This window comes from Aeromonas sp. R2-1 (genome assembly GCF_040908425.1).
Taxonomy (GTDB): domain Bacteria; phylum Pseudomonadota; class Gammaproteobacteria; order Enterobacterales; family Aeromonadaceae; genus Aeromonas; species Aeromonas caviae.
On record NZ_JBFODR010000030.1, the window covers coordinates 74,160 to 100,027 of the forward strand.

Sequence of the window (25,868 nt, forward strand, 5' to 3'; positions counted from 1 at the left end):
TGACGGGGGGCCTTGGGCCCCCCGCTTTTTTTGGGTAGAGTGTGCCCTTCATCCCGGAGGTACCATGAACCCGACCATCGATCTCATTCTTTCCCATCGCTCCATTCGCCAGTTCACCCCAGAGCCCGTCAGCGCAGAGCAGCTGGATCAGATCCTGAGCGCCGCCCAGAGCGCCGCGAGCTCCAGCTTCCTCCAGGCCAACAGCATCATCCGGGTCACCGACAAGGGGTTGCGGGCCACCCTGGCGGAGCTGGCCGGCCATCAGGCCTATGTGGTCGAAGCGGCGGAGTTTCTGGTGTTTTGCGCCGACTACCATCGTCACAGCCAGATAGTGCCGGAGGCCCGCACCGGCTTTGTGGAGCAGCTCATGATCGGGGCCATCGACGGCGCCCTGATGGCGCAAAATGCCTTGCTGGCGGCCCAGTCACTTGGGCTGGGCGGGGTCTATATCGGCGGCATTCGCAACAATCCGGCCGAGGTGAGCGAGGTGCTGGGTCTGCCCCATCAGGTGATCCCGCTGTTTGGCCTCTGCCTGGGCCATCCCGCCCAGCGGCCGGAGCAAAAACCGCGGCTGCCCCGGGCGCTGGTGGTGCACGAGAACCGCTATCCTGCCACCCTGGATAGCGCCCTGCTGGCCCGGTATGACGGGCAGATCCACGACTACTACCAGGCCCGCAGCAGCAACAACAAGGATCAGACCTGGAGCGGGCAGATCAGGGGGATCCTGGGCAAGGAGGCGAGGCCCTTCATGCTGGGATTCCTGCAGTCGAAGGGTTTTTGCCTCAAGTAATGGGGGCGGCGGGCGATATGGAGCATGACGCACCGGATGCGGTCACCGCCTGCGAGCGTTCTTGTGAGGCAATACGGGATCTGGGCGCTACCCTATGAGGCTAAGCTGTTGTAGGATCTCGCAATTGGATTGGGACTGGAGTGTGAACACCCTATGATTTTAACCCTGATATTGCTGTCAATCGGCGCACTCCTGTTTCTGGTCATCGCCTATAACGTGGTGCAGCAATACAAGCAGAAGGCCGAATCGGACAAGCGCCAGGCCATTGCCCGTCACAAGGCGGTGGCAGACGAGACCGAAGAGGTGTTGCTGAACGTCAATCTGGTGCCCTTTTCCAAAAACATGGTGCTGCTGTTGCAACACCGGATCCTGGATGCCTACCGCGCCATCGCGCTGGTGATGCCCAATGCGCAGGTCAAGCAGCGCATCGCCGACGTCCAGCTCCAGATCAAGAACGTGCAGGAGAACTACAGCAGCCAGGACGAGGGACATTTCAAGACGCCGGAGTCCGACCGCCAGGCCATCCAGATGCTGCAACTGGCCAAGAAGATGCGGGCCGTGCTGCGGGTCGAGCACAACAAGGGCAAGATAGATCCCCAGGGCTTTGCCCAGGAGGATCGCCGCCTCGAGCTGATGCAGCTCAAGATCAACATCGCCAACCTGCTCAAGCGGGCCATGGATGCCCAGATCCAGGGGCAGTACGGCACCTGCCGGCAGCTCTATACCAAGGGGCTGGGGGCGCTGGCCAATGTCACCGACAAGGATCCCTACCTGCTGGCGCGGGAAGAGGACATGCGTCAGGGGATGCGCCAGCTGGAAGAACACCTGCAGCAACACAGCGAGAAGGAGCTGCAAAACATCAAGGACAAAGAGACGGACGAACTGGACGTCCTGTTCCAACCCAAGAAGAAATGGTGATCATGTCACATCCCCTGGATTCCACACTGGGGCCCATGGCCCCATTTGTTTGCCAACTGCTCACGGAAATGCGTGCCGTCATGGGAGTCAATGGCTCCCCCGTGGTGGATCACCTCTGCTACCGCGCTGCCACCCTGCCGGAATATCTGGAGTTTAAAGCGGTGCTGGCCGCCCACGGAGTCTTGCTGGTGGAGGGGATGATAGGCGGGCGTCCCATCGCCACCTATCGCCTGCACCAGCCCGTCTGCTGGGAGCAGGTGACTGTCCCCTGCATCGAACTGGCCGCCCCCAAGGCGGGCCGAAGCCATCAGGCCGGGCTCGAACATATCGAGCTGGTGGTGCCCTCGCTCACGGCCTTGGTGGCGACGCATCCCGATGTCCCCTTCAAGACCGGCAACATCGATGACGGACGCAACCCGGATATAGGATTGATGCTGCCTTCTGGGCAGATCAAGTTTCATCTGCGCTCGCTTGACGAGGTGATAGACGAAGAGCTGTGCACCGGCGCCGTAGTGCCGGTACCGGCGGACTATTATGACGGTCTGTGAGGGGAGGGCCCGTTGACGGGAGCCTGACCCTGTGGCGTCAACGCACAAGCGGGCGCCACACGTCCTTTCAAGTGACCGAGCCAGAGGCTCAACCCCGCGGTGATCATCAACACCAGCTCGATGCCGAGTACCAGACCCCAGAGCCCCCCCTGCTCCCAGAAGGGATGCAGATAAAGCCCGCCCAGACTGGCTCCCAGGTAGTACCCCACCAGATAGAGCGACGAGGCGAGCGCCCGGTTGTGCTCCACGTGCTGGCCGACCCAGGCGCTGGCGCAGGCGTGGGCCAGGAAGAAGCCAAAGCTCGAGACAAGCAATCCCCCGATGATGGCGACAAGGCTCCCCTGCAGCAGGGCCAGGCTGCCGAGTGCCATCAAGGTTATTCCCGCCAGCAGCAGGCGTTGTGCTCCCCAGCGATGGGCCCCGCGGCCGCTCAGTGAAGAGGCGACGGTACCGGTGAGGTAGGTCAGAAACAGCATGCCGAGCCACTGGGTCGGCAGGGAGAAGGGGGCCTTGGCCAGCAGGAAGGTGAGATAGCTGTACTGATTCAGGAAGACCATGAAGTTGAGGCCGCCGATGAGATAGGCCCCCACCAGCAAGGGGTTGCCAAGGTGGCTCTGGATGGCGCGGCGCAGTTGCCCAGGGGCTGCCTCCACGGCCACGAAGCAGCGCTGGGCGGGCAGCAGCCAGATGACCAGTGGCAGCAGGGCGAGGCTGATGATCCCGATACCGAGGAAGGTGTGCTGCCAGTCACCAAACCAGCCAGCCAGCAGACCGCCGACCACCCGACCCGCGATGCCCCCCAGGGAGTTGGCCGCGATATAGACGCCGACGGCTACGATGAGGGCTCGTTTGCTGAACTCTTCCCCCATGTAGGCAATGGCGGTGGCGGGCAGCCCTGCCAGCAGGACGCCTTGCAGGATGCGCAGGCTCACCAGCACATCAAAGTGGGTGACCCAGGGGATGCACAGGGAGAGCAGGATGGCGGCCGCCAGGGTCCACAGCATGATCCGCCGCCGTCCGAACCGATCAGCCAGACGGGCACAGACGAGCAGGGAGCCTGCAAGCCCTGCGGTGCAGCCTGCCAGCGTCCAGCTGGCGGACAGGGCGCTGACCGAGAAAACCTCTGCCAGGAGCGGCAGCAGGGGATGGGTCTGGTAGAGATTGAGGAATACCAGGAAGGAGCCCAGGCTGAGAGCCAGGGTGGCGCGTATCCATTCGCGACTGCCTACTTCGATCATATGGAGTTGTCCCGACGACTTTTGTGCAGAGTAGTGCGACGAAACGTATAAATATAATATATTTAAGTTATCACCCTGATAAATGAAATTGATATGGATCTGAAACAGCTCGGATACCTGCTGGCGGTGCGCGATGCCGGCTCCTTCACCAGGGCGGCCCAGGGGCTGAACGTGGCCCAGCCTGCCGTCAGCATGGCCATCGCCAAGCTGGAGCAGCAGCTCGATCTGCGGCTGTTTGACCGGCAGGACCGCAGCGTGCGCCTCACCCCGGAGGGAGAGGTCCTCTGTCGCCACGCCGAACGGCTGCTGCGCCAGATGCACCAGGCCGAGGCCGAGATGGCCGAGCTCAAGGGGCTGGAGCGGGGGGAGGTGCGCATCGGCATCCCCTACATGATGGGCTCCTATTACTTCCCGCCAATCCTGATGGCGTTCAAGCATCGTTACCCCGGCTTGAAGATCCGGGTGGAGGAGGCGGGCACCCGGGAGCTGCTCAGCCGCATGGTGGATGGCAGTCTGGATCTCGCCATCCTCATCACCAGCGATCTGCCACCGGTCCTCGAGGGGGCGCAACTGCTGCGGGAAGAGATGCTGATGGTGGTGGGGGAGGAGCACCCCCTGCGCGGCGCTGAGTCGGTCTCGCTGCCACAGTTCTTCGGCCAGGAGCTCGCCATGTTCCGGCGAGGCTTCTACCACAGGGAACACATGGAGGTGTTGGCGCAGGGGCTGGGGGTTGAGCCTGACATCGCGTTCGAAAGCAATCTCATCCCGCTGCTCAAGGCGGTGGTGCGTCAGGGATTCGCCGTGACGACCTTCCTGCGCATGGCGCTGGAAGGGGAGCCGGCCCTCACCGGCATCCCTTTTTCACCCCCCATCTTCCTGGATCTCTGCGTAGCCTGGCGACGGGGGGATCCGCTCTCCATGGCGAACCGGGCATTGCGGGATTTTTTGCTGGCACAAGGGGATGCGTCTCACCATTGCGCTACAGATACTCAATGATTGAGTGGTATCACCAATAAAAACGCCTCCAATCTGGAGGCGTATGCTGACAAGGTGGATGCAACCTTACTTCTTGAACAGGTGATCCAGCTTGTTTGCCTTGGTGGAGAGATAAAACTCGTTGTGGGGATTGCGACCTTCCTGAAGGGGCACGCGCTCCGCCACCGGGATGCCAAAGGATTCCATCGCCTTCAACTTGCGCGGGTTGTTGGTCATCAGGCGCAGGGACTTGACCTCGAGCGCCTTGAGCATGTCGGCACAGATGGTGTAGTCGCGCATGTCGGCGGCAAAGCCAAGCGCCACGTTGGCCTCCACGGTATCGGCCCCCTGATCCTGCAGATGATAGGCCCGGATCTTGTTGAGCAAGCCGATGCCTCGCCCTTCCTGACGGACATACAGCAGGACGCCGCGGCCCGCCTTGGCGATGTTTTCCAGCGCGGCCTGCAATTGGAAGCCGCAGTCACAACGCAGACTGAACAGGGCATCCCCGGTCAGACACTCGGAATGAATGCGTCCCAGCACGGGTTCGCCGTCTGCGATATCGCCCATCACCAGCGCGGCATGATCCTTGCCCGTGCCGGTTTCCTGAAAACCAACCAGCGTGAAAGTGCCCCAGGGGGTCGGCAACTTGGATTTGGCCACGAGGGTAACGCTGCTCATATGGTTGCTCCTGACTACAGCTGCTTAAAAAAGGGCGGCCAGTTTAGCGCGCATTGTTCGGAACAACCATAAGAACAAAACCTTGCGTGAGAAGTGGGTTAACCCGATTGGTCAGAATAGGTGCAATCACGACGACTTTTGCGCAATTGTGTGCCCTGACAACTGCCAGCGACGGCGCATTCGGGTATAATCGGCGCCCATTACCCCATCCCGACAGGGATGTGTGCAACCAGTCAAGATGCCGAGTGCGCAGGAGAAACGTTATGGCTCAGATGGCCCCCGTGATGACTATTGATGGCCCAAGTGGAGCAGGAAAAGGCACCTTGTGCCAGTTGCTGGCTGAAAAACTGGGCTGGCACCTGCTCGATTCCGGTGCCATCTACCGGGTGCTCTCCCTGGCAGCCCTGCATCACGATGTGGAGCTCGATTCCGAAGCAGCATTGGTTCCCCTGGCCGCCAATCTGGATGTGCAATTCCAGGTAGAAGGGGAGCTGGTCAAGGTGATCCTCGAAGGGGAGGATGTTTCCCGCACCATTCGTACTGAAGAAGTGGGCAACGCAGCCAGCAAAATCGCGGCGTTTCCCCGGGTACGTGAAGCCCTGCTGCGTCGTCAGCGAGCATTTCGCCAAGCCCCCGGTCTCATCGCCGACGGTCGCGACATGGGTACAGTGGTTTTCCCCGAAGCGGATGTAAAGATTTTCCTCGACGCCAGCGCCGAGGAGCGGGCCCAGCGCCGCTATAAGCAGTTGCAAGATAAGGGCTTTGATGTTAACTTTGAGCGTCTTTTAACCGAGATTCGGGAACGTGACGATCGCGACAGAAATCGCGCCGTCGCTCCCCTGAAACCCGCGGAAGATGCTCTTGTTGTAGACTCAACGTCCATGACCATAGATGAAGTGCTGGCAACGGTGCTTGCCTATGCAGAGCAACAACTTGGTGATGTCAGCGCAAACTGATGTCAGTCGTCTGCACCAAGGATGGCGCAGATAATTTAAAACAACCCCGCTTGTGCCGGATTGCAAGTGGATGTTTCATTTGTGACATAAACAATGATCGAATCTTTTGCTCAACTCTTTGAAGAGTCCCTGAACGCCGTTGAAACCCGTCAAGGTTCCATCGTCAAGGGCACTGTCGTTGCTATCGAGAACGGTTTCGTACTGGTTGATGCCGGTCTGAAATCCGAGTCTGCTATCCCGGCTGAAGAATTCAAGAACGCCATGGGCGAGCTGGAAATCAACGTAGGTGACTCCGTTGACGTGGCTCTGGACTCTATCGAAGATGGTTTCGGCGAAACCAAGCTGTCCCGCGAAAAAGCCAAGCGCCACGAAGCCTGGCTGCAGCTTGAAAAAGCTTACGAAGAGCAAGCTACCGTTATCGGTATCATCAACGGCAAGGTCAAGGGTGGTTTCACCGTTGAGCTGAACGGCATCCGTGCCTTCCTGCCGGGTTCTCTGGTTGACGTGCGTCCGATCCGTGACACCGCTCACCTGGAAAACAAAGAACTCGAGTTCAAAGTCATCAAGCTGGACCAGAAGCGCAACAACGTTGTTGTTTCCCGTCGTGCCGTGATCGAGACCGAGAACACCTCCGAGCGTGAAAGCCTGCTGGCCAACCTGCAAGAAGGTCAAGAAGTTAAGGGTATCGTCAAGAACCTGACCGACTACGGTGCATTCGTAGATCTGGGCGGTGTTGACGGCCTGCTGCACATCACCGACATGGCGTGGAAGCGCGTTAAGCATCCTTCCGAAATCGTCAACGTTGGCGACGAGATCGCTGTCAAGGTTCTGAAGTTCGACCGCGAGCGTACCCGTGTATCCCTGGGCCTGAAGCAGCTGGGCGAAGATCCCTGGGTTGCTATCGCCAAGCGTTACCCGGAGACCACCCGTCTGTCTGGCCGCGTGACCAACCTGACCGACTACGGCTGCTTCGTTGAAATCGAAGAAGGCGTTGAAGGCCTGGTACACGTATCCGAGATGGATTGGACCAACAAGAACATCCACCCGTCCAAGGTTGTCAACGTTGGCGACGTGGTTGACGTGATGGTTCTGGACATCGACGAAGAGCGTCGTCGTATCTCCCTGGGTCTGAAGCAGTGCAAATCCAACCCGTGGCAGCTGTTTGCCGAAACTCACGCCAAGGGCGACCGTGTTTCCGGCAAGATCAAGTCCATCACTGACTTCGGTATCTTCATCGGTCTGGATGGCGGCATCGACGGCCTGGTTCACCTGTCTGACATCTCCTGGAACAACCAGGGCGAAGAAGCCGTGCGTGAATTCAAGAAGGGCGACGAGATCGAAGCCGTTGTTCTGCAAGTTGACCCGGAGCGTGAGCGCATCTCCCTGGGCGTCAAGCAGATCGAAGAAGACCCGTTCAATAAGTACCTGTCTGACAACAAGAAAGGTGCTATTGTGAAGGGCAAGGTTACCGAGGTTGATGCCAAGGGTGCCGTGATCGAACTGGCTGACGGCGTAGAAGGCTACCTGCGTGCCTCCGACGCTGCTCGTGACCGCGTAGAAGACGCCACTCTGGTGCTGTCTGTTGGTGACGAAGTTGAAGCCAAATTCATGGGCGTTGATCGCAAGAACCGCACCGTAAGCCTGTCTGTCCGTGCCAAGGACGAGGCTGATGAGCGTGTTGCCATCGACAGCCTGAACCAACAAGAAGAAGTTGTGTTCAGCAATGCCATGATGGAAGCGTTCAAAGCCGCCAAGGGTGAGTAATCCTTGATGCAAGAAAAGGGCGGCATTGCGCCGCCCTTTTTTATCTTGGCAAAATGATTATTGCATGTGATCGGGGAAGGAGATTTAACCTTATGACCAAATCAGATCTCATCGAACAACTGGCAGCCAGCCGCATGCATATGCCGGCCAAGGATGTCGAAGCCGCTATCAAGGAGATCCTTGAGCAGATGGCATCGACCTTGCAAAACGGCGACCGGATTGAAATCCGAGGATTTGGCAGTTTCTCGCTGCACTATCGTGCGCCCCGCGTGGGTCGCAACCCCAAGACCGGGGACAAGGTTGAACTGACCGGGAAATATGTCCCGCACTTCAAACCTGGCAAAGAGTTGCGCGAACGCGTCAACATCATCGAATAATGCAGAAAACGGCATACCTGAGTATGCCTTTTTCATTTTTATGGCCTGGAGTCTGCCCGTTGTCGGGTTTCTCACACTCTTTTCCCATTCGCGCTAGAGTCTGCCTGTGATTTTAAGGATAATCAGTCACTCATTCGCTACAGACAGGGAGCTCCCATGAAGCGTATCTTGGCCCTCATTCCACTGGTGCTGGTGTTTGTCCTGACCCTTGCCATCGGTTCTCAAAATGGTCAGCTGGTGCAGTTCAACTACCTGATTGCCCAGGGGGAGTTCTCGCTCTCCATGTTGCTGGGGTTCTTCTTCGCCGGCGGTTTTCTGCTGGGCTGGCTGGTATTTGGTCTGCTGTTCCTGCGTCTCAAACTGCAAAATCGCACCCTGAACCGAACCATGCGTCGTCAATCTCGCGAGTTGGAGCTTGCCCGGTCGACAACCAAGGAATAATGTCCCTCGATGCTTGAACTGCTTTTCCTGCTGTTGCCCATCGCCGCCGGTTATGGCTGGTACATGGGCCGCAGGAGTGTTCGCCAGGACACCCAGCAACAGAGTAACCAGTTTTCCCGCCAGTACGTGGCGGGCCTCAACTATTTGCTCTCTGACGAGTCGGACAAGGCGGTGGATCTCTTTATCCAGCTGCTGGAAGTCGACAGCGAAACCATCGAAACCCACCTCTCCCTCGGCAACCTGTTCCGTCAACGGGGCGAGGTCGATCGCGCCATCAAGATCCACCAGAACCTGGTCGCCCGTCAGCTGACCCGTGAGCAGCGTCAGCTTGCCTTGCAGGAGCTGGCCCGTGACTTTCTGGCTGCCGGCTTGCTCGATCGGGCCGAAGCACTCTGGAAAGAGCTGTGTGATGACAGCGATTTCGAAGAGACGGCTCTGGCACAGCTCCTGATCATTCATCAGCAGTTGCGTGACTGGGACAATGCCATCGCCGTGGCGGTGCGTCTGCAGAAATTCCAGGGCAAGAAGCTGGCCGAGCCCATTTCCCACTTCTATTGCGAACAGGCTGAGAGTGCCTTGCGCGATGGCGACAAGCCTGCGGGCATCGCCAAGCTCAAGCGTGCGCTCGGTGCCCACCCGGCCTGTGCCCGCGCCAGCCTGCGGCTGGCCGATCTGGCGATGGAGGAGGGCAGGTTCGAGGATGCGGCCAAGGAGCTCCTGCGGGTGTTCGAGCAGGATATCGACTTTGCCTCCGAAGCCATGCCAAAACTGCTCGAATGCTATCGCCAGCTTGGTCGCAGCCAGGAGCTGATCCCGCTGCTTGAAAAAGCGGTAGAGGATCATGCGGGGGTCAGCGTGACCTTGGCGCTGGCCAATCTGGTGGAGGCCCGCGATGGGTTGAGCCAGGCCCGGGCCCTGGTGCTGCGCCAACTGCGTCGCCACCCCTCCATGAAGGGCTTCTATCAACTGGTCGGTTTCCAGTTGGCCAGTGCCGAGGAGGGGCCTGCCAAGGAGAGCCTGGAGCTGCTGCAACAGCTGGTCGGTGAGCAGATCAAGATCAAGTCGACCCACAAGTGCCGTCAGTGCGGCTTTGCCACCCATTCGCTGTTCTGGCAATGCCCTTCCTGCCGGCAGTGGGGCACCATCAAGCCGATCCGAGGGCTGGATGGGGAGTAAACGCCAGCGAGGCCAACACGCCCGGGCGAGCACGGATACCCAAGAATTTCAGATGCCAGCGTGCAACCGGGCCCCGGCTCTGCTGCGCCTGGCTGTGGCATAACAATCCATAGGAAGTGACATGCAAGACCCCAAAGTACTGGTCGCGCTGGATTATCAGCACGAAGCCGACGCCTTTGCCTTCATTGAGCAGATCTCACCGGCCCAGTGCCGCCTCAAGGTAGGCAAGGAGATGTTTACCCTGTTTGGTCCCCAGTTCGTTCGCCAACTGGTGGCCAAGGGGTTCGACGTCTTCCTGGATCTGAAATTTCACGATATTCCCAACACCGTCGCCAAGGCGGTGGCGGCCAGTGCGGAGCTGGGCGTCTGGATGGTGAATGTCCATGCCAGCGGTGGCGAACGCATGATGCGTGCCGCCAGAGAGGCGTTGCTGCCATACGGCGACAAGGCGCCCCTGCTCATCGGGGTAACCGTGCTGACCAGCATGGAGCAGTCCGACATGGTGCCCCTGGGTCTGGATGTGACGCCGGCAGAACAGGTGATCCGCCTGGCCACCCTTGCCAAGACGGCCGGGCTGGATGGTGTGGTCTGCTCCGCGGAAGAGGCGAGTGCGCTGAAGGGGCTGCTGGGAGCCGAATTCAAGCTGGTGACGCCGGGCATTCGTCCGAGCGGATCGGCTGCCGGTGATCAGCGCCGCGTCATGACGCCGCTGGCAGCGGTGGAGGCGGGGGCGGATTATCTGGTGATCGGTCGTCCTATCACCCAGTCCTCGGATCCCGCCGCCATGCTTGGGGCGATCAATGCCGAGCTTTGCCGGTAACGGCGTAATGGGCGAATGAGCGCAGGCCGGATCCCAGATCCGGCCTGCTGCATTTTGGCCGTGGGCTGGCCTTGCCTATGGGGAGCTCAGGAGTGGACGGCCTGGGCGTCCAGACGAATGGGGAAGAAACCGAGTAGCAGGCCGGCGAGTGCACCGATGAAGTGTGACTCGATGTGTACCCTGGCACCGATCAAGGCGGAGACAGGGCTCTCGCCGGCACTGTAAAAGTCCACACCGAGCTTGATGGCGACGCCCGCCAGCATCAGCCAGCCGGAGTGACGGCGAAAGCGGATGTCCTGCATGGCACCCCATACGAACAATCCGTGCAGCAGGCCGGAGAGTCCCATGTACCACTGGGTTTGCGGGCAGCCCCACCAGATGCCGAGTCCGACCGCCGTCCCCAGCAGCAGCAGCAGCACGGGCAGGCGCCATCCCGTCAGGTACTCCTGAAACAGGCTGTAGAGCACGGCCAGACCGCTCAGGTTGAGCAGCAGATGCCATCCATTGGTGTGTGCCAGATTGCCTGTTATGATGCGCCACCCTTCGCCCTGGGCGATCAGGTCGCGATCGAAGGCGAGCTGATGATTTGGCACGGTGAAAAAGAGCAAGGCAGTGACGAGCGAAAGCGCGATGACCCAGAGCAGACCCGATTTTCCTAACAACATGAAGCAGCCCAACGACAAAGAGAGCCGATACTGTACACGCTGTACCCGGGCCCTCAAAGCGTGCCTGTGCGATTATATTCAGCGGGTGCCGAACCTGGCTGCGCTCCATATCCTGCAACACCCTGCCGAAGTAGGTCACCCCAAGGGGACGGCTGCGTTGCTGGCGGCGTCCCTGACCGATGTGCGCATCCATGTGGGGGAGGACTTTTCCGACGACGAAGGGCTCAATGCCTTGCTTGCCGACCCCGCTGTCCAGTGCTATGTGCTGTGGCCCGATGAGGAGGCCCTGACCCTGATAGAGGCAAGGGAGCATCTCCTGAGAAGTGGGCGCACCGTGCGAGCCCACTTCATCCTCCTTGATGGCACCTGGCGCAAAGCCTATCGCATGTTGCACAGCTCGCCTGCACTGCTCGGGTTGCCGCGGATCACCCTCGGCGCCATTGCCGGGCAATATTCCATTCGCAAGAAGCCCTTTGAGGAGGCACTGTCCACCCTGGAAGCGGGCTACCATCTGTTGTCCCGGTGGGAAGGAGAGCCTGAGCGCTTCGCCCCGCTGATGACCCTGTTTACCCATTTGAACCGGCAGTGGCATGACTTTGCACAAGGCCGCCGCCGTTGAGTTGCCCAGAGGAGTGAAAAACATGAAAAAAGCCGTCGTGGTCTTTAGTGGCGGGCAGGACAGCACCACCTGTCTGGTGCAGGCACAGGCCCGCTATGACGAAGTGCATGCCATCACCTTCGATTACGGCCAGCGCCACCGGGCGGAGATTGACACCGCCCGCCATCTGGCGACGGCGCTCGGGATCGCCGCCCACAAGGTAATGGATGTGACCATGCTCGGGGAGCTGGCCATCTCTGCGTTGACCCGGGACGACATACCGGTGAGCTTCGAGCTTCAGGAGAACGGCCTGCCCAACACCTTCGTGCCGGGACGCAACATCCTGTTCCTGACCCTGGCGGCCATCTATGCCTATCAGGTGGGCGCCGAGGCCGTGATCACCGGGGTGTGCGAGACCGACTTTTCCGGCTATCCCGATTGCCGCGACGACTTCGTCAAGGCGCTCAATCAGGCGGTCTCCCTGGGGCTGGATCGCCCCATCCGCTTCGAAACCCCCCTGATGTGGCTCGACAAGGCCGAAACCTGGGCGCTGGCGGATCATTACGGTCACCTCGATACCGTGCGTTACCAGACGCTCACTTGCTACAACGGTGTCCAGGGAGATGGTTGCGGGGCCTGTCCGGCCTGCGAGCTGCGTCGCCGTGGCCTGGATCACTATCTGGCTGACAAGACCGGCATCCGTGCCAGACTGTACGAGAAGAGCGGACTGGGCGAGAAAAGCGGATCCTGAGCCTGTGCCTAGCCCGGGTTTGGGGTATAATCCGCCCCTTTTGCAGCAAGTCGTGACCAAGATGCACTACCCAATCAACGAGATCTTCCAGACCATCCAGGGGGAGGGGGTATTTACCGGCCTGCCCGCCATCTTCGTTCGCCTTCAGGGCTGCCCGGTGGGCTGCCCCTGGTGCGATACCCGCCACACCTGGGTGGTGGACCCCGAGCGTGAGGTGGCCCCTGGCGAGGTACTCGATCGTTCCAATGAGTCCGACGGCTGGAGCAAGATGAGCACGGAAGATATTCTGGCCAGCTTTACCCGGCTCGGTTACCGGGCCCGTCACGTGGTGTTGACCGGTGGTGAGCCCTGCCTCTACGACTTGCGCGAGCTCTCTTCGGCCCTGGTGGCATCGGGTTATCAGGTGCAGATCGAAACCAGCGGGACCAGCGAGGTGCTGACCCATGAGCAGACCTGGGTGACTGTTTCCCCCAAGATCGGCATGAAGGGTGGGTTGCCGGTGCTGGTCTCTGCCCTCGAGCGGGCCAACGAGATCAAGCACCCGGTGGCCACCGAGCACCATATCGAGGAGCTGGATGCCCTGCTGGCCACCGCCCGGCTGCGCCCCGACGTGATGATTGCGCTGCAACCCATCAGCCAGAAAGCCAGGGCCACGGAGCTGGCCATGGCGACCTGCATTGCCCGTAACTGGCGACTCTCCATCCAGACCCATAAATACCTGAATATCGATTGATATGGATGGACTTAGCGATGAGCGCATCTTGCTGATGCTGGCCAGCAAGATGCCTTACGGGAAATACAAGGGGCGGCGCATCATCGATATTCCCGAACCCTATCTGGTATGGATGGCGCGAAGCGGTTTTTCGGCCGGTACCTTGGGCCAGTCTCTGGCACTGGCCTACGAGATAAAGCTCAATGGACTCGAGTCCATGATTATTCCCATTATTAACAGGATGTCAGAATGAGAATATATACAAGGCAAGGGGACAAGGGGCTCACGCGACTGGCCGATGGCACTTCCCTGGCCAAAGACGATAAACGTGTCGAGACCTATGGCGCCATCGACGAGCTGAATTCCCAAATAGGCTTGTTGATGGCTGAAATACCCGCCGGGGAGACGACTCTCCTGGCCGATCTCATATTGTTGCAGCAGGAGCTGTTTGATCTGGGCGGGGAGCTGGCATTTTCCAGTGAATCGCAAACGGATGCGCTGTGGCAGGTGAACGAGGTTTGGACGAACAGGCTCGAGCAACAGATCGATGCCTACAGTGCCGGGTTGCCGGTGCTGCGCAATTTTATTTTGCCGAGCGGTGCGCGGGCGGCGGCCCAGGCACATGTGGTGCGTACCCTGACCCGTCGCTGCGAGCGCCTGCTGCTTGGGTTGAGCCGTGTAGAGCGGGTGAATCCGGCCGTTTTGCCCTACCTCAACCGGCTGAGCGACTGGTTTTTCACCATCGCCCGATACCTGCTGGTATCGTCGGGTACCCCGGAGATCCTCTGGGTCAAGGCGGCTGACAGAGGCTGACCACCGCTCGAAGCAGCAATAAAAAAACCTCGCCTTGCGAGGTTTTTTTATTGCTGTGGAAAGGGGCCTGATATTGCTGTCAAATAGCAAAGGCTTCCACGGATTTGCCTTCAGCAACGGCCTTGGCAATGACCGAGGGCATGCGGCCCTGACCGGTCCAGGTTTTTTCCACACCATTGTCCAGATAACGATATTTGGCGGGGCGGGGCGCACGTTTGCTGACCTTGGTATTCTCGGGAACCACGGTGTTGACCAATTCGGCGGGATCGATCCCTGCTGCCTTCAGCATTTCGGCATATTCGGCAATTTTCTTTTGATGCTCTTCACGGGCCTGGCGTTCGGCGGATTCATCTTGCCGACGTTCATCGACGATGGCGGAGAGCTTTTCCAAGCCTTCTTCCAGTTGTTCCAGCGTCAAATCGCGGCAGGCTGCACGCAGGCTACGGATATTCAACAGCACTTTCAGAAATTCGTTCATATTGGCTACCACGCGAGCAAAATATTAAGGGAAGAACTGGTTTTTCGATAATTTATAGGGGTGATTGGTACCAAGTCAAGCCTGCCAAAATAATTAATTAGGCTGATAAATTAAGTCTTGAAATAGATATGAAGGATATTTTTATCCGTTTGACGGGCCAACATCTTCGAATGGGCTCGTGTCAGATGAAAATATCGCCAGCGGAGTCTTTGATGAACCATTTGACTACCTTTACAGATATGGGGGCCACAGAAACCTTGAAATTTAATCAAAAAACTTGCTATCACCCGGTGGCTCGATAAAATGTGCCGCGAATACCTTTAAGTAGAGGCGCGCTGCCTATGAGTAACCGAGCGGAGGGTGATGCCTGCGATGCTCGATGAAAGGAGTCGGCGCCGAAGTGACCAGGCCATCATACCGGGTTGCTGGTTCTGCATCTAATAGGTGCAGGACTGCCATAGTCATCCACTATGGAGCGCTACCTGAAGGGGCTGAGGAGTATACCCTCCCCATGGGTTTTGTTTCTTTGATCCTCTCGGTAGATCTCCACCTGTTGTCTTTAGGTGCAAAGAGATCATGGACATCGTTCATTACGCCGACTCCGGTTGGTCCGTCGTTCCCCCCCTGCTGGCCGTTGCGCTGGCGATCATCACTCGCCGCGTCCTGGTGTCGCTGGGGGTGGGCATAGTCGCAGGCAGCCTGCTGCTCAACCAGTTCTCTCCCCTTGCGTCCCTGCATTACATGCTCGACACCGTGCTCAGGATCTTCTGGGTCGACGGTGCGCTCAACCGTGACAACGTCAACATGATCCTCTTCATGTTGCTGCTGGGCGGCCTCATCAGCCTGATGAGCGTCTCCGGTGCGACCCGGGCGTTTGCCGAGTGGGCGGAGCGCCGCGCCAAGACCCGCAAGGGTGCCAAGTCCCTGACCGGTCTGATGGTGTTCGCCTTCTTCATCGACGACTTCTTCCATAGTCTGTCGGTGGGGGCCATCTGCCGTCCGGTGACCGATCGCTTCCAGATCTCCCGCGCCAAGCTGGCCTATCTGCTGGACTCCACCGCCGCGCCGGTCTGCGTGCTGATGCCGATCTCCTCCTGGGGGGCCTACATCATCGCCCTCGTCGGCGGCATCATGGCGGCTCATGGTCTGACCGACCAGAGCCCCATCTCCGCCTTCGTCGAAATGATCCCCATGAACCTCTATGCGGTGTTCACCCTGATCATGGTGCTGGTGGTGATCGCCTTCCAGCTCGACATCGGCCCCATGCGCCAGCATGAGCAGTGGGCACTGGAGGGCAAGCTGTGGGACGAGTCCAAGGGGCGCCCCATCGGGCTCGACATGGAGAGCCCGGAGGAGAGCAATGGCGGCATGATTGACATGGTGCTGCCCATCCTGACCCTGACCCTGGCCACCGTCTATTTCATGATTGACTCCGGGGCTGCGGTGCTGGCCGACAAGGGGCTGCCGTTCAGCGTGCTCGGCTCCTTCGAAAATACCAATGTCGGCTCCTCCCTGGTCTATGGCGCCCTGTGCAGCCTGGTGGTCTCCATCGGTCTGGCCATGCGCCTCAAGCTCGGGGCAAGCAACTGGATGAAGGCGGCTCCACAGGGGATCATGGCCATGCTGCCCGCCATCAACATCCTGCTGTTCGCCTGGACCATCGGCGCCGTGGTGCGCGATGTGGAAACCGGCAAATACCTGGCCTCCCTGGCCAATGGCAATCTGCCGGTGGAAGTGCTGCCCGCCGTGGTCTTCGTGCTCTCCTGCGCCATGGCGTTTGCCACCGGTACCAGCTGGGGCACCTTCGGCATCATGCTGCCGCTCGCCGGCGACATGGCGGCCGCCAGCGACATCAGTCTGATGCTGCCCATGCTGGCCGCCGTACTGGCAGGGTCCGTGTTCGGGGATCACAGCTCCCCCATCTCCAGCACCAGCATCCTGTCTGCCACCGGGGCCGGTTGCCATCACATCGATCACGTGATGACCCAGCTGCCCTATGCCCTGGCCATCGCCTTTGGCGCTGCGCTCGGCTACCTGGTGATGGGGCTGATGCACTCCGCGCTGGCCGGTTTCACCGTGAGCGGGCTCTGGTTCCTGATCTTCTCCGGTTACCATTTGCGCAAAGCCCGGGCGTATAGCGCCGTGGCAGTCGCATAAGAGAACAAGGGGCCTGCGGGCCCCTTGGTTTTGGCAGGGGCTTTGGTTAGCATGCGCCCCATCACTCCCGTTTCGGAACCCCATCATGGCTTCACTGCACTACAAATTTGCCACCATGAACTCAGGCAAATCGACCCAGCTCATCCAGGCCCACTTCAACTATCTGGAGCGTGGCATGTATCCGCTGGCCATGACGCCCGCCATCGACGATCGCTTCGGTGCCGGTGTCATCAGTGCCAGGGTCGGTCTTGAGCTGAAAGTGGAGGTGTTCAGCGATAGCTGCGATCTCTTCGAGATGGTCAAGGCGCGCCACGCAAAGCGGCACATCGATGTCTTCATCGTTGACGAGGCGCAGTTCCTGACCCGTGAGCAGGTCTACCAGCTCGCCCGCATCGTCGACGAGCAGGACATTCCGGTGATTGCCTATGGTCTCAAGACCGATTTTCGCGGCGAACTGTTCCCCGGCTCCTACCACCTGCTCTGTCTGGCGGACAAGTTCGAGGAGCTCAAAAGCATCTGCTGGTGCGGCAACAAGGCCCACATGAACTCGCGGGTCAACGAGGCGGGGCAGGTGATGCGCGACGGTGAGCAGGTGGAGATCGGCGGCAACAATCGCTATGTGTCGCTCTGCCGCAAGCATTATCTGGAAGGACGGGCCTTCAAGTAACCCGTGGCTGGCTCGTGCAGCCTGGACACCAAAGAGGGCGCCTATCTGGCGCCTTCTTTGTCTGTGGGGGTCAGTCGATCTCGATGTCGACAGGGGCGATGATGGGGTCTGCCGCCGGCAGGCGGTGGAAGAGCTGGCGAAAATGCTGCTGTACCCGACCTATGTCCACCAGTGACATGCCGGAGGCGAAGCCGAACCAGACGTAGAGCCCGGTGAGGTCGCGAAACATGGGAGGGAGGTAGCGGGGGGCGTCGATGAGCCCCTCCAGATAGTGCTGATAGAGCACGGGGATGTCGTCCAGGGTCACCTTGCCGACGAACAGCATGGGCAGGATCTCCGGCACCCCCTCCAGCACGGCACTGCGAATGAAGTTCACCGTCTCCACATAGCCCTTCACATAGGAGAGATCCTTGGTAAAGCAGGCGCCCCCCTCGACCATGCCTCCGCGAAACACCCGCTGGGTGATCTTGTAGGCGTCGTGCTTGCTGGCCCCCTTGGCCACGAAGTGGCGGAACACCTCGATGAAATCGGCGCCACGCTCCGCCATGTCGATGGCCATGACCCGATCCGAGATGCGCTTGGCCCTGTCCGGGAAGGAGCTGAACGTGAGGGTCTCGATGAGCACTGCCAACCCCTCCTGACAGGCGGTGATGCGGGGCGAGCCGGCGCCGAGCCAGGTGGCGTAAGATTGCTGGCGGCCGTTGAGGGTGGTGCCGACGTGAACCCAGCCTTCGTGTACCTCCAGCACCTGCAGATCGAGCTCCGAGAAACGGGCGTGGGAGTTGAGCTTGATGTAATCCCCCCCGGCGGCGGCATCGGAGACGATGCCATCGCTGAGCTTGACCTGGACTGTGCCATCGCTGAAGTAGCTCGACAGCTTGCCCTGCAACCTCGCCACCGCGGCTTCCCCCTCGAACTCCTTGGGGTAGGGACGCACCAGGTGGCGGGCGCCGGGCAGGGAGAAGATGTCGCACAATCTGGCCCCCAGCTCCTTCAGGGTCTTGCGATCCCCGCGCAGGTGATCGCTTGCCGAGCCGTAGAGCCGCTGACTGTAGCGTTGAAAGTCCGGCTGTCCGCGCTGGCGCAGCATCTCGATGACCACCATGTACTGATCCACCGTCTCTTGCAGGATCCGGCCGAGATCGTCCTGGGGGCCGAGGCGTCGGCGGATCCTGTCCCTCAGCTCCTTGAGCTCAAGGTACTTGTTGCGGGGATCGAACTCCAGAGGGAGGGATTCATAGAAGTGCCTGTCGATGGCGGGCAGTGCCTTGCCGCCACTTGCCAGAAAGTCGCTTTGCAGGTGACGGGGCCATTTGATGGCATCCAGGATGCGGATGGGTTTTTGCAGGGCGAGCAGTTCATCCGAGAGGGATTTGAGGTGCAGGCGATACTCTTCTTGGATGGTCATCGGGCTCTTTGGAGGCGAGTGCGCTACGAGAATGGCTGAGTATAGGCACAGGGCCTGTCAAAAAGAAGCGAGACGACGGGGATCCGGCCTGTGTGCTTTTGGTTGTCTGAAAATTGGTTTAGACTGCGCCCCTTGATCTCTACCGTGTCGTGAAAATGATGAATATCCCCAGCTCTGAAATGATAATGCGTTGGTTGCAACAGGCCCGGATCGAGCACTATGTGTGCGATCAGTGTCATGGCATCCACATGGTCTCCCTGCAGTCCGTCGAGGGCATCCAGGAGAGCCGGATCTTCGTGGAAGAGGAAGGGCTGCTGTTCTCATCCGAGCTGGAGGTGCGCCCCTCATCGCTGCTGCCCCTGGTGGCCGAACTGGGTCGTCTCAACATGCAATATCCGTCCCTCAAGGTGTTCCTCGACATCATCGATGACAACCTGCCACGCCTCGTTGTGGGTCACACCGTCTTTACCAAGGCGGGTCTCACCGTCGAGCAATTCCTGCTGTTCGTTGAAAGCACCACGGCAGCCACCCATGAAGTGGTTTCCGAATGTGAACGCCTTGGCTTCCTCAATCTGCCGGAAATCCAGGTCGCACCGGAATCCGTTCACTGACCTCAGCACCTGAACTGTGCGTTTAATGTGCGAACGGTTCGCTGCGGCTAAAAAGCCGTTGACGGCGGCGGGGCTTTCCCCTAAATTACGCCCCGTTCCAGCGCAACGGCGCAGCGGACACCGTGTTGGCTGAACACGTTAAACCACAGACAAAAATTTGGTGCGGTATCCGAGAGGCTGCCCACCGACGAAGTCGGCAAGATGCACGCACAGCGCGCTCCGAAAGCCACTTCAAGCAGTAAAAATTTGGTGAGGTGTCCGAGTGGCTGAAGGAGCACGCCTGGAAAGTGTGTATACGGCAACGTATCGAGGGTTCGAATCCCTCCCTCACCGCCAAATAAAACAAAAGGCCCCGTCGCAAGACGGGGCCTTTTGTTTTTCCGGTAACCGGCAATCTGGTCTCCACCCGGTATCGACAGGCGGGTGGACTAGCCCTGCTGGAGTGGCATAGGCCGTACACCGGGCGACACCGGGACGTGGTCTGGTCAATTCTTCTCTTGCTGTCAGGTTTTATCCTGATCGGTTTATCGTTCCCTAACCTTGTCCCGTCCCGTTATCTCTTCAACCTGGAGACATAGGGGATATTCCGGTACTTGTGCTCCCAGGGCAGGCCGTAGCCCACCAGCAGATCATCGTTCGTCATTTCATAGGCATAAAACTGCTCGGCGGGGATAGCCACGCGCCCTGGTTTGACAAACAGGGTCGCGATGGACAGGGAACGTGGCGCGAACGCCTGCAGGTGCGCGACCAGCCGCCTCATGGTACCCCCCGATTCGATGGCGTCGTCCATCAGGATGACGTCTCTGCCCTGGATGCCGACATTGTTGTGAAAGACGATGGGAGAGGCATTGTGGCGCTCCCCCGGAGTGTGGGGGCAGGAGATGTAGTCCATGGCGATATCAAAGCGCAGCGCCCTGACGACATCGGCGGTAAACAGCATGCCGCCCGGCACCACGGTGATCACCACCGCCTCCGTGAATCGCTCGTTGAGCCGTTTGGCGATGACCTCGACGCCGAGCGCAATGTCCTCGGTATTTAATACCACGTCGCCGAAAACAGGGTTTCTCATGGCAGCTCCTGACAGGTTGTAGAAAGAGGGGGGGCCCGGGGTGCCAGCCCCACGCCTCTGCTGAGGAGCAGGGCCAGCACCATCAGCAAGACGACGCCGTGGAGGGCAGCCGGCAGACCGAATGCGTCGGCGACAAAGCCGACCAGGGAGGGGCTGGAGAGCAACCCGACATAGCCCAGGGTGGCGTCGCTTATCTGGGCGTTCAGTTTGGCTAAGGGGATGATGGAGGCCCAGGCCGCCGTGGCAAAGCCCGAGCAGAAGAAGGTGGCTCGGGTGGCGAGCCGCTCGTGCCGGGGCCGCCGACTGGAGAGTGTGGACAACATGGGGTCTCCTTGGATGACAGTCGAAGGAGGGGGCTGTGCCTGGGATCCTCCGAGCGAGGAGGTCATGCTATGATCATTTCGAGGTCATATGAACAAAAATGATCTTGTATTTGTTTGTGTGTGTTCATTGTGGCGATATGATGACCGCGATCAGAATGCATACATCCGAGGTAACAGCATGATCAAACTCATCATCACGGACATGGACGGCACCTTCCTCATATAGCAGGGGGGATGACAACCGAGCCCTGTTCGCCGAGGTGGTTGCCGCCATGGCGCAGCAGGGGATAGAGTTTGCGCCCTGCACGGGAAAACAGGTCGACCGGGTCGAGGCGCTGCTGGACAACGCCCAGGGCCTGGTCATCATCCGTTGGTTGGCGTATCTGTCGGGCGAGCATATCGTCATCGCCTGCACGGCGGCCTGCGCGGCGATCCGGGAGGCGGTGCCGGATCATCTGAAAGCCCTGGTGCGCCGCTCTTACACCCAGGTGCAGACGGTCGCCGATTTTGGTGACATCACCGCGGACGTTGTGAAGATCACCCTCTATGACAAGCAGGGTTGCTGCCTGGATCTGCGGGGCCAGCTTGGCGAGTGTGATGACGAGGCCTACATAGTGGCGTCCGACCAGCAGTGGATAGACATCGCCAATGCCAGCGTGCACAAGGGGACAACGGTGGCCAGGTTGCAGCAGCTGGTCGGCGCCGGTCGTCATGAGACCCTGGTCTTTGGCGACGGGCTCAATGACATCGAGCTGATGGCGTGCGCCGACTTCAGTTTCGCCATGCGCAATGGCCACGACGGACCAAGGACGCCGCCCATTTCATCACCCGCTCGAACGATGAAGACGCCGTCATGCATACCATCTTGCAACTGCTCGCACTGCAGAGGCAGAGGCAGGGGGCGTGAGGCGGGCCGGGCGATGATCGCCCGGCCATTACAAGGGAACACCATGGACAAGTATTCACCGGAGGAGCGACGGCTCCTCATTCTGGATCTGCTGGCCGCGCACCACAAAGTGATGGCGGCGGAGCTGGCGGAGCCGCTGGGCACCACGGAGGCGACCATCAGGCGGGATCTGCGCTATCTGGCCGATGAGGGGCGCTGCAAGCGCATTCACGGTGGCGCCATCTCCCTGTCGCCCCAGACGGGGACCCTGACCGAACGCAGTACCCAGCATGTGGCGCAGAAGCAGGCCCTGGCCGTGGCCGCCCTGAGCCTGGTCAAACCGAACCAGCTGATCTTCCTGGATGCCAGCAGCACCCACCTGCTACTGGCATCCCTCATGCCGGAACACCAGGGTCTGACGGTGGTGACCAACAGCCCGGCCATCGCCTGCCGGCTGCTGGAGAGACCCGGCATCAGGACCATCCTCATCGGTGGCGAGCAGGATCCGCTGGTCGGCGGGGCCGTTGATATCGCGGCGGCCGAGGGCATCAAAAAGTTCCGCTTCGACCTCGGTTTCCTGGGGGTCTGTGCCTGGTCCTCGGATCTCGGCTTCAGCGCCGTGCATTACCAGGACAGCGAGTTCAAACGCCGGGTCGCGGAGCGTTGCGGCTCGCTGGCGGTGCTGTGCAATGACGACAAGCTGGAGTCCCTGGCCTCCTACCCCTTCCTGCACGCTGCGGATCTCGACTACCTGATCTGCACCCGGCAGGATCCGGTCCTGGTCAAGACGTTCGAAGGGGAGGGCTGCACCGTCATCACCGCCGGCTGATGCCGCCGCGAGAAGAGTGGGGAGAGGCCGGGGATAAAAAACGCCCCGTTCCCGGGGCGTCGGGAACGGGGCACCTGCCAGCGTCATCAGGCGAGATCGAAGCGATCCAGGTTCATCACCTTGGTCCAGGCCGCCACGAAGTCCTTCACGAACTTCTCCTTGGCATCCGCACTGGCGTAGACCTCTGCCAGGGCGCGCAGCTGGGAGTTGGAACCGAACACCAGATCGACCCGGGTTCCGGTCCACTTCATCTTGCCGCTCTGGCGATCACGGCCTTCATAGACTCCCTGGCTGCCAGCCGCCGGCTTCCACTCCGTGCCCATATCGAGCAGGTTGACGAAGAAGTCGTTGGAGAGGGTACCCGGGGCGGCGGTAAAGACCCCGTGGCAGTTGCCCGCGTTGGTGCCGAGCACCCGCATACCGCCCACCAGTACCGTCATCTCGGGGACACTTAGGGTGAGTAGCTGCGCCTTGTCGATCAGCATGGTCTCCGCGAAGCCCGCGCACTCGCCCGCGTAGTTGCGAAATCCATCTGCGAGGGGCTCGAGCACCGCGAAGGAGTCCACATCTGTCTGGGCCTGGGAGGCATCCATCCGGCCCGGAGTGAAGGGCACGGTCACGGCGACACCGACTCTCTTCGCGGCCTGCTCGACCCCCACGCCGCCCGCCAGCACGATGAGATCGGCGAGGGAGACCCGCTTGCCGCCGGTGGTGGAAGCGTTGAAGGTCTGCTGGATCCCGTCGAGGGCCTGAAGCACTTTCGCAAGCTGGGCAGGCTGGTTCACGGCCCAATCCTTTTGCGGGGCGAGTCGGATGCGGGCACCGTTGGCGCCACCGCGTTTGTCAGAGCCACGGAAGGTGGACGCGGAAGCCCAGGCGGTCGACACCAGCTCGGCCACGGACAGGGAGGTCGCCAGGATCTGCTCCTTGAGCAGGGCCACGTCCTTGTCATCGATCAGGGGATGATTGACGGCGGGGATGGGGTCTTGCCAGATCAGCTCCTCTTTGGGTACTTCCGGCCCCAGGTAGCGGGCAATGGGACCCATGTCGCGGTGGGTCAGCTTGAACCAGGCGCGGGCGAAGGCATCGGCGAAGGCCTGCGGATCCTCGTAGAAGTGGCGGGAGATCTTGCCAAACTCGGGGTCAAAGCGCAGGGTCAGGTCGGTAGTGAGCATGGTCGGCTTGTGGAACTTGCCCGGGATGTGCGCATCGGGAATGATCTCGGGCGCATCCTTGGCCACCCACTGCTTGGCGCCGGCAGGCGACTTGGTCAGCTCCCACTCGTAGTTGAACAGGTTTTCAAAGAAGTTGTTGCTCCACAGGGCCGGTGTCTTGGTCCAGGTTACTTCGAGCCCGCTCGAGACGGTGTCCTTGCCATGGCCGCTGCCGAAGTCGCTCATCCAGCCGAGGCCCTGGGCCTCCAGAGGCGCGGCTTCCGGCTCTGGCCCCTTGTGGGATTCGGGCGCGGCGCCGTGGGCCTTGCCGAAGGTGTGGCCGCCCGCGATAAGGGCCACAGTCTCTTCATCGTTCATGGCCATGCGACCGAAGGTGGAACGGATGTCCTTGGCAGCCTCCATGTAATCGCCGCTGGCGTTGGGCCCTTCCGGGTTGACGTAGATGAGGCCCATGTGGGTGGCACCGAAGGGGGCCGTAAGCTCGCGATCGCCCTTGACCCGATCGGGATCGACCCCGAGCCAGGCAATTTCATCCCCCCAGTTGACGTCCTGATCCGGCTCCCACACGTCGGGCCGCCCACCGCCAAAGCCGAAGGTGCGAAAACCCATGGTCTCCAGGGCGACGTTGCCGGCGAGGATCAGCAGATCGGCCCAGGAGATCTTGTTGCCGTATTTCTGCTTGATGGGCCAGAGCAGGCGGCGGGACTTGTCGATGTTGACGTTGTCAGGCCAGCTGTTGAGGGGGGCGAAGCGCTGTTGGCCACGGCCGCCGCCACCGCGACCGTCGGTGGTGCGATAGGTGCCCGCAGCATGCCAGGTCATGCGGATGAACTGGGGGCCGTAGTGACCGAAGTCCGCCGGCCACCACTCCTGGGAATCCGTCATCAGCTTGACCAGATCTTTCTTGAGTGCCTTGTAATCCAGGCTCGCGAAGGCCTTGGCGTAGTCAAAGTCCTTGTCCATGGGATCGGCGCCGGGGGAATGCTGATGCAGCAGATCCAGCCGCAACTGGTTCGGCCACCAATCTCGATTGGTTCTGCCGACGCCGGCGGTGTGGTTGAAGGGGCATTTGCTTTCTTCACTCATCTCTGTCTCTCCTTGGCAGTCATGTGCAATGCAGACAACTCAGTATGGGAACTTTTCCTGCAACCGGCGGGGCATCTGACAGGCTGGGCCTTGGACCGGCATCGGGGGGATATCAATAACTCCTTATATTTCAGCTAATTGATTAAGGATGGGATGACCGTATTACGAAAAGATGAATCGGTGCCATCGAATTTGGCTGCTCCTGTACAAGGGATAAGAGAAGGAAGGAGCGCCCTGGCAGCCGTGTTATCAATCTTTTTATCCATAACACGAGGGAGCAGACCTGGACTTGCGCTGGGTCATGGCATGAGGAGGGCTTGTCTTGAGCGGGGCAGAAAACCCCATTTTTGTGACGGCGGTCCGGACTGCGTCCTGAGCAGGGCACCGAGCGCCAGAGGATGGGGTGGGGGCGTTGCGCCAAAAAGCGGGCGGCGCAGCAACAAAAAGACCGGCCAGTGGCCGGTCCAAACAGACAGCGTGCTGCTGTCTCATCAGGCTGATCCCAGCCTGGAGGGGAATAATGGGGTGGCTGATGGGGCTCGAACCCACGACAACCGGAATCACAATCCGGGACTCTACCAACTGAGCTACAGCCACCACTGAAATCTGCCTTCGATACAGCTATCAAACTCATCTGTATCGATGGCGCGCCCTGCAGGATTCGAACCTGCGACCCACGGCTTAGAAGGCCGTTGCTCTATCCGACTGAGCTAAGGGCGCGTTGTATCAAGAAATCCGGGGATTTCCCGATGAACCTGGTCGGTGATAAAGGATTCGAACCTTTGACCCTCTGGTCCCAAACCAGATGCGCTACCGGGCTGCGCTAATCACCGAAAATTCGCCATCCAGCATACCTTCGGCGGCACCACTGGGCAACGGGCGGGCATCATACCCAAGCGCCAAAGTCAGCGTCAACGACTTTTTCCGCCAGTAAATTCAAGTGCCTACTTATTGCC

At 60.1% G+C, this 25,868-nt stretch carries 27 protein-coding genes, 4 tRNA genes and 1 riboswitch; of the genes, 20 read left to right on the top strand and 11 right to left on the bottom strand.

All coding sequences use genetic code 11. From position 1 onward, the window contains the following. Positions 1-64: 64 nt before the first annotated feature. The 3 genes from nfsA to AB5Y80_RS10540 all read left to right on the top strand — a co-directional run bounded on the left by nfsA (position 65) and on the right by AB5Y80_RS10540 (position 2,256). Positions 65-790, top strand: coding sequence for an oxygen-insensitive NADPH nitroreductase (gene nfsA, locus AB5Y80_RS10530; protein WP_039038696.1), 726 nt, complete (start codon positions 65-67; stop codon positions 788-790). 153 nt (positions 791-943) lie between these two features. Further along, a complete protein-coding gene (locus tag AB5Y80_RS10535) occupies positions 944-1,708 on the top strand; it encodes a hypothetical protein (protein ID WP_010675007.1) in 765 nt (254 codons plus the stop codon). Beyond that, positions 1,702-2,256: a VOC family protein gene (locus tag AB5Y80_RS10540; RefSeq protein ID WP_368172888.1), complete on the top strand. Its 555-nt coding sequence runs from the start codon at positions 1,702-1,704 to the stop codon at positions 2,254-2,256. The genes AB5Y80_RS10535 and AB5Y80_RS10540 overlap by 7 nt, the downstream gene beginning before the upstream one ends. Here AB5Y80_RS10540 and AB5Y80_RS10545 read toward each other — a convergent pair. Next, entirely contained in the window at positions 2,241-3,494 is a 1,254-nt protein-coding gene (locus tag AB5Y80_RS10545) for an MFS transporter (protein WP_069651374.1), read from the bottom strand. The genes AB5Y80_RS10540 and AB5Y80_RS10545 overlap by 16 nt on opposite strands. 93 nt (positions 3,495-3,587) lie before the next feature. Between AB5Y80_RS10545 and AB5Y80_RS10550 the strand changes: the two genes are divergently transcribed. Beyond that, entirely contained in the window at positions 3,588-4,490 is a 903-nt protein-coding gene (locus AB5Y80_RS10550) for a LysR family transcriptional regulator (protein WP_368172889.1), read from the top strand. A 66-nt stretch (positions 4,491-4,556) separates the two neighbouring features. On the opposite strand, the gene ribA is transcribed toward AB5Y80_RS10550, so the two are convergent. After that, positions 4,557-5,150 carry a GTP cyclohydrolase II gene (gene ribA / locus AB5Y80_RS10555; RefSeq protein ID WP_010675003.1) on the bottom strand — a complete coding sequence of 198 codons (594 nt, stop codon included), beginning with the start codon at positions 5,148-5,150 and terminating at the stop codon, positions 4,557-4,559. A 263-nt stretch (positions 5,151-5,413) separates the two neighbouring features. On the opposite strand from ribA, the gene cmk reads away from it, so the two are divergent. The 6 genes from cmk to pyrF all read left to right on the top strand — a co-directional run bounded on the left by cmk (position 5,414) and on the right by pyrF (position 10,684). Further along, positions 5,414-6,106, top strand: a complete 693-nt coding sequence (gene cmk / locus AB5Y80_RS10560; protein WP_041215039.1) for a (d)CMP kinase — start codon at positions 5,414-5,416, stop codon at positions 6,104-6,106. Positions 6,107-6,199: 93 nt separating this feature from the next. Next, the gene (gene rpsA / locus AB5Y80_RS10565; RefSeq protein ID WP_010675001.1) at positions 6,200-7,870 is read left to right on the top strand and encodes a 30S ribosomal protein S1; all 1,671 of its coding nucleotides are present in this window, start codon (positions 6,200-6,202) and stop codon (positions 7,868-7,870) included. 92 nt (positions 7,871-7,962) lie between these two features. Next, entirely contained in the window at positions 7,963-8,247 is a 285-nt protein-coding gene (gene ihfB, locus AB5Y80_RS10570; protein WP_005299934.1) for an integration host factor subunit beta, read from the top strand. A gap of 156 nt (positions 8,248-8,403) precedes the next feature. Continuing rightward, entirely contained in the window at positions 8,404-8,688 is a 285-nt protein-coding gene (locus AB5Y80_RS10575) for a LapA family protein (protein WP_010675000.1), read from the top strand. A 9-nt stretch (positions 8,689-8,697) separates the two neighbouring features. Then, positions 8,698-9,864, top strand: a complete 1,167-nt coding sequence (gene lapB, locus AB5Y80_RS10580) for a lipopolysaccharide assembly protein LapB (protein WP_010674999.1) — start codon at positions 8,698-8,700, stop codon at positions 9,862-9,864. A 121-nt stretch (positions 9,865-9,985) separates the two neighbouring features. Next, complete coding sequence (gene pyrF, locus AB5Y80_RS10585; RefSeq protein ID WP_368172890.1) at positions 9,986-10,684, top strand: orotidine-5'-phosphate decarboxylase; 699 nt, start codon at positions 9,986-9,988, stop codon at positions 10,682-10,684. 86 nt (positions 10,685-10,770) lie between these two features. Here the strand turns inward: pyrF and rrtA are convergent, their stop codons facing one another. After that, the gene (gene rrtA / locus AB5Y80_RS10590) at positions 10,771-11,349 is read right to left on the bottom strand and encodes a rhombosortase (protein ID WP_368172891.1); all 579 of its coding nucleotides are present in this window, start codon (positions 11,347-11,349) and stop codon (positions 10,771-10,773) included. Between rrtA and AB5Y80_RS10595 the strand changes: the two genes are divergently transcribed. From AB5Y80_RS10595 to AB5Y80_RS10615, 5 genes are all read left to right on the top strand, one after another. Continuing rightward, positions 11,315-11,968, top strand: a complete 654-nt coding sequence (locus AB5Y80_RS10595; RefSeq protein ID WP_368172892.1) for a tRNA-uridine aminocarboxypropyltransferase — start codon at positions 11,315-11,317, stop codon at positions 11,966-11,968. The two genes, rrtA and AB5Y80_RS10595, sit on opposite strands and share 35 nt — an antisense overlap. Positions 11,969-11,990: 22 nt before the next feature. Next, positions 11,991-12,698 (top strand): 7-cyano-7-deazaguanine synthase QueC, encoded by a 708-nt coding sequence (queC, locus tag AB5Y80_RS10600; RefSeq protein WP_368172893.1) that lies wholly within the window; start codon positions 11,991-11,993, stop codon positions 12,696-12,698. A gap of 61 nt (positions 12,699-12,759) precedes the next feature. Next, the gene (queE, locus tag AB5Y80_RS10605) at positions 12,760-13,431 is read left to right on the top strand and encodes a 7-carboxy-7-deazaguanine synthase QueE (protein WP_010674994.1); all 672 of its coding nucleotides are present in this window, start codon (positions 12,760-12,762) and stop codon (positions 13,429-13,431) included. A 1-nt stretch (position 13,432) separates the two neighbouring features. Then, positions 13,433-13,663, top strand: a complete 231-nt coding sequence (locus AB5Y80_RS10610; RefSeq protein WP_336584602.1) for a DUF3820 family protein — start codon at positions 13,433-13,435, stop codon at positions 13,661-13,663. Further along, positions 13,660-14,223, top strand: coding sequence for a cob(I)yrinic acid a,c-diamide adenosyltransferase (locus AB5Y80_RS10615; protein WP_368172894.1), 564 nt, complete (start codon positions 13,660-13,662; stop codon positions 14,221-14,223). Before AB5Y80_RS10610 ends, AB5Y80_RS10615 begins: the two co-directional genes overlap by 4 nt. A gap of 79 nt (positions 14,224-14,302) precedes the next feature. On the opposite strand, the gene AB5Y80_RS10620 is transcribed toward AB5Y80_RS10615, so the two are convergent. After that, positions 14,303-14,701 (bottom strand): H-NS family nucleoid-associated regulatory protein, encoded by a 399-nt coding sequence (locus AB5Y80_RS10620; protein ID WP_041215041.1) that lies wholly within the window; start codon positions 14,699-14,701, stop codon positions 14,303-14,305. A 317-nt stretch (positions 14,702-15,018) separates the two neighbouring features. Then, positions 15,019-15,190: riboswitch (Lysine riboswitch) on the top strand. Positions 15,191-15,277: 87 nt separating this feature from the next. Here AB5Y80_RS10620 and AB5Y80_RS10625 point away from each other — a divergent pair. Both AB5Y80_RS10625 and AB5Y80_RS10630 read left to right on the top strand, forming a co-directional pair. Continuing rightward, a complete protein-coding gene (locus tag AB5Y80_RS10625; protein WP_041211545.1) occupies positions 15,278-16,858 on the top strand; it encodes a Na+/H+ antiporter NhaC family protein in 1,581 nt (526 codons plus the stop codon). An 85-nt stretch (positions 16,859-16,943) separates the two neighbouring features. Further along, positions 16,944-17,525 carry a thymidine kinase gene (locus tag AB5Y80_RS10630; RefSeq protein WP_048207844.1) on the top strand — a complete coding sequence of 194 codons (582 nt, stop codon included), beginning with the start codon at positions 16,944-16,946 and terminating at the stop codon, positions 17,523-17,525. A gap of 70 nt (positions 17,526-17,595) precedes the next feature. Here the strand turns inward: AB5Y80_RS10630 and AB5Y80_RS10635 are convergent, their stop codons facing one another. Then, a complete protein-coding gene (locus AB5Y80_RS10635; protein WP_368172895.1) occupies positions 17,596-18,933 on the bottom strand; it encodes a flavohemoglobin expression-modulating QEGLA motif protein in 1,338 nt (445 codons plus the stop codon). Between the two features lie 155 nt (positions 18,934-19,088). On the opposite strand from AB5Y80_RS10635, the gene AB5Y80_RS10640 reads away from it, so the two are divergent. Continuing rightward, positions 19,089-19,544: a YbjN domain-containing protein gene (locus AB5Y80_RS10640; protein WP_160839247.1), complete on the top strand. Its 456-nt coding sequence runs from the start codon at positions 19,089-19,091 to the stop codon at positions 19,542-19,544. A 248-nt stretch (positions 19,545-19,792) separates the two neighbouring features. Next, positions 19,793-19,880: transfer RNA gene (locus tag AB5Y80_RS10645), tRNA-Ser, on the top strand. A gap of 217 nt (positions 19,881-20,097) precedes the next feature. Here AB5Y80_RS10645 and AB5Y80_RS10650 read toward each other — a convergent pair. After that, on the bottom strand, positions 20,098-20,613 hold the full coding sequence (locus AB5Y80_RS10650; protein WP_167826042.1) for a phosphoribosyltransferase: 516 nt from the start codon (positions 20,611-20,613) through the stop codon (positions 20,098-20,100). Further along, positions 20,610-20,936 (bottom strand): MFS transporter, encoded by a 327-nt coding sequence (locus AB5Y80_RS10655; RefSeq protein ID WP_167826043.1) that lies wholly within the window; start codon positions 20,934-20,936, stop codon positions 20,610-20,612. Before AB5Y80_RS10655 ends, AB5Y80_RS10650 begins: the two co-directional genes overlap by 4 nt. A gap of 272 nt (positions 20,937-21,208) precedes the next feature. Here AB5Y80_RS10655 and AB5Y80_RS10660 point away from each other — a divergent pair, with 272 nt between their 5' ends. Further along, on the top strand, positions 21,209-22,651 hold the full coding sequence (locus tag AB5Y80_RS10660) for an HAD hydrolase family protein (protein ID WP_368172896.1): 1,443 nt from the start codon (positions 21,209-21,211) through the stop codon (positions 22,649-22,651). A gap of 86 nt (positions 22,652-22,737) precedes the next feature. On the opposite strand, the gene katG is transcribed toward AB5Y80_RS10660, so the two are convergent. The 4 genes from katG to AB5Y80_RS10680 form a co-directional block, all read right to left on the bottom strand. Beyond that, entirely contained in the window at positions 22,738-24,912 is a 2,175-nt protein-coding gene (katG, locus tag AB5Y80_RS10665) for a catalase/peroxidase HPI (RefSeq protein ID WP_368172897.1), read from the bottom strand. Positions 24,913-25,433: 521 nt separating this feature from the next. Continuing rightward, positions 25,434-25,509, bottom strand: a tRNA-His gene (locus tag AB5Y80_RS10670). A 46-nt stretch (positions 25,510-25,555) separates the two neighbouring features. Further along, positions 25,556-25,632, bottom strand: a tRNA-Arg gene (locus tag AB5Y80_RS10675). A 36-nt stretch (positions 25,633-25,668) separates the two neighbouring features. After that, positions 25,669-25,745 (bottom strand) — tRNA-Pro (locus AB5Y80_RS10680). Positions 25,746-25,868 lie beyond the last annotated feature (123 nt).

What these genes read in the sequence shown, in the direction of transcription:
- nfsA (WP_039038696.1), top strand. Translation starts at nt 65, where the DNA reads ATGAACCCGACCATCGATCTCATTCTTTCCCATCGCTCCATTCGCCAG.
- AB5Y80_RS10535 (WP_010675007.1), top strand. Translation starts at nt 944, where the DNA reads ATGATTTTAACCCTGATATTGCTGTCAATCGGCGCACTCCTGTTTCTG.
- AB5Y80_RS10540 (WP_368172888.1), top strand. Translation starts at nt 1,702, where the DNA reads ATGGTGATCATGTCACATCCCCTGGATTCCACACTGGGGCCCATGGCC.
- AB5Y80_RS10545 (WP_069651374.1), bottom strand. Translation starts at nt 3,494, where the DNA reads ATGATCGAAGTAGGCAGTCGCGAATGGATACGCGCCACCCTGGCTCTC.
- AB5Y80_RS10550 (WP_368172889.1), top strand. Translation starts at nt 3,588, where the DNA reads ATGGATCTGAAACAGCTCGGATACCTGCTGGCGGTGCGCGATGCCGGC.
- ribA (WP_010675003.1), bottom strand. Translation starts at nt 5,150, where the DNA reads ATGAGCAGCGTTACCCTCGTGGCCAAATCCAAGTTGCCGACCCCCTGG.
- cmk (WP_041215039.1), top strand. Translation starts at nt 5,414, where the DNA reads ATGGCTCAGATGGCCCCCGTGATGACTATTGATGGCCCAAGTGGAGCA.
- rpsA (WP_010675001.1), top strand. Translation starts at nt 6,200, where the DNA reads ATGATCGAATCTTTTGCTCAACTCTTTGAAGAGTCCCTGAACGCCGTT.
- ihfB (WP_005299934.1), top strand. Translation starts at nt 7,963, where the DNA reads ATGACCAAATCAGATCTCATCGAACAACTGGCAGCCAGCCGCATGCAT.
- AB5Y80_RS10575 (WP_010675000.1), top strand. Translation starts at nt 8,404, where the DNA reads ATGAAGCGTATCTTGGCCCTCATTCCACTGGTGCTGGTGTTTGTCCTG.
- lapB (WP_010674999.1), top strand. Translation starts at nt 8,698, where the DNA reads ATGCTTGAACTGCTTTTCCTGCTGTTGCCCATCGCCGCCGGTTATGGC.
- pyrF (WP_368172890.1), top strand. Translation starts at nt 9,986, where the DNA reads ATGCAAGACCCCAAAGTACTGGTCGCGCTGGATTATCAGCACGAAGCC.
- AB5Y80_RS10595 (WP_368172892.1), top strand. Translation starts at nt 11,315, where the DNA reads ATGACCCAGAGCAGACCCGATTTTCCTAACAACATGAAGCAGCCCAAC.
- rrtA (WP_368172891.1), bottom strand. Translation starts at nt 11,349, where the DNA reads ATGTTGTTAGGAAAATCGGGTCTGCTCTGGGTCATCGCGCTTTCGCTC.
- queC (WP_368172893.1), top strand. Translation starts at nt 11,991, where the DNA reads ATGAAAAAAGCCGTCGTGGTCTTTAGTGGCGGGCAGGACAGCACCACC.
- queE (WP_010674994.1), top strand. Translation starts at nt 12,760, where the DNA reads ATGCACTACCCAATCAACGAGATCTTCCAGACCATCCAGGGGGAGGGG.
- AB5Y80_RS10610 (WP_336584602.1), top strand. Translation starts at nt 13,433, where the DNA reads ATGGATGGACTTAGCGATGAGCGCATCTTGCTGATGCTGGCCAGCAAG.
- AB5Y80_RS10615 (WP_368172894.1), top strand. Translation starts at nt 13,660, where the DNA reads ATGAGAATATATACAAGGCAAGGGGACAAGGGGCTCACGCGACTGGCC.
- AB5Y80_RS10620 (WP_041215041.1), bottom strand. Translation starts at nt 14,701, where the DNA reads ATGAACGAATTTCTGAAAGTGCTGTTGAATATCCGTAGCCTGCGTGCA.
- AB5Y80_RS10625 (WP_041211545.1), top strand. Translation starts at nt 15,278, where the DNA reads ATGGACATCGTTCATTACGCCGACTCCGGTTGGTCCGTCGTTCCCCCC.
- AB5Y80_RS10630 (WP_048207844.1), top strand. Translation starts at nt 16,944, where the DNA reads ATGGCTTCACTGCACTACAAATTTGCCACCATGAACTCAGGCAAATCG.
- AB5Y80_RS10635 (WP_368172895.1), bottom strand. Translation starts at nt 18,933, where the DNA reads ATGACCATCCAAGAAGAGTATCGCCTGCACCTCAAATCCCTCTCGGAT.
- AB5Y80_RS10640 (WP_160839247.1), top strand. Translation starts at nt 19,089, where the DNA reads ATGATGAATATCCCCAGCTCTGAAATGATAATGCGTTGGTTGCAACAG.
- AB5Y80_RS10650 (WP_167826042.1), bottom strand. Translation starts at nt 20,613, where the DNA reads ATGAGAAACCCTGTTTTCGGCGACGTGGTATTAAATACCGAGGACATT.
- AB5Y80_RS10655 (WP_167826043.1), bottom strand. Translation starts at nt 20,936, where the DNA reads ATGTTGTCCACACTCTCCAGTCGGCGGCCCCGGCACGAGCGGCTCGCC.
- AB5Y80_RS10660 (WP_368172896.1), top strand. Translation starts at nt 21,209, where the DNA reads ATGGCGCAGCAGGGGATAGAGTTTGCGCCCTGCACGGGAAAACAGGTC.
- katG (WP_368172897.1), bottom strand. Translation starts at nt 24,912, where the DNA reads ATGAGTGAAGAAAGCAAATGCCCCTTCAACCACACCGCCGGCGTCGGC.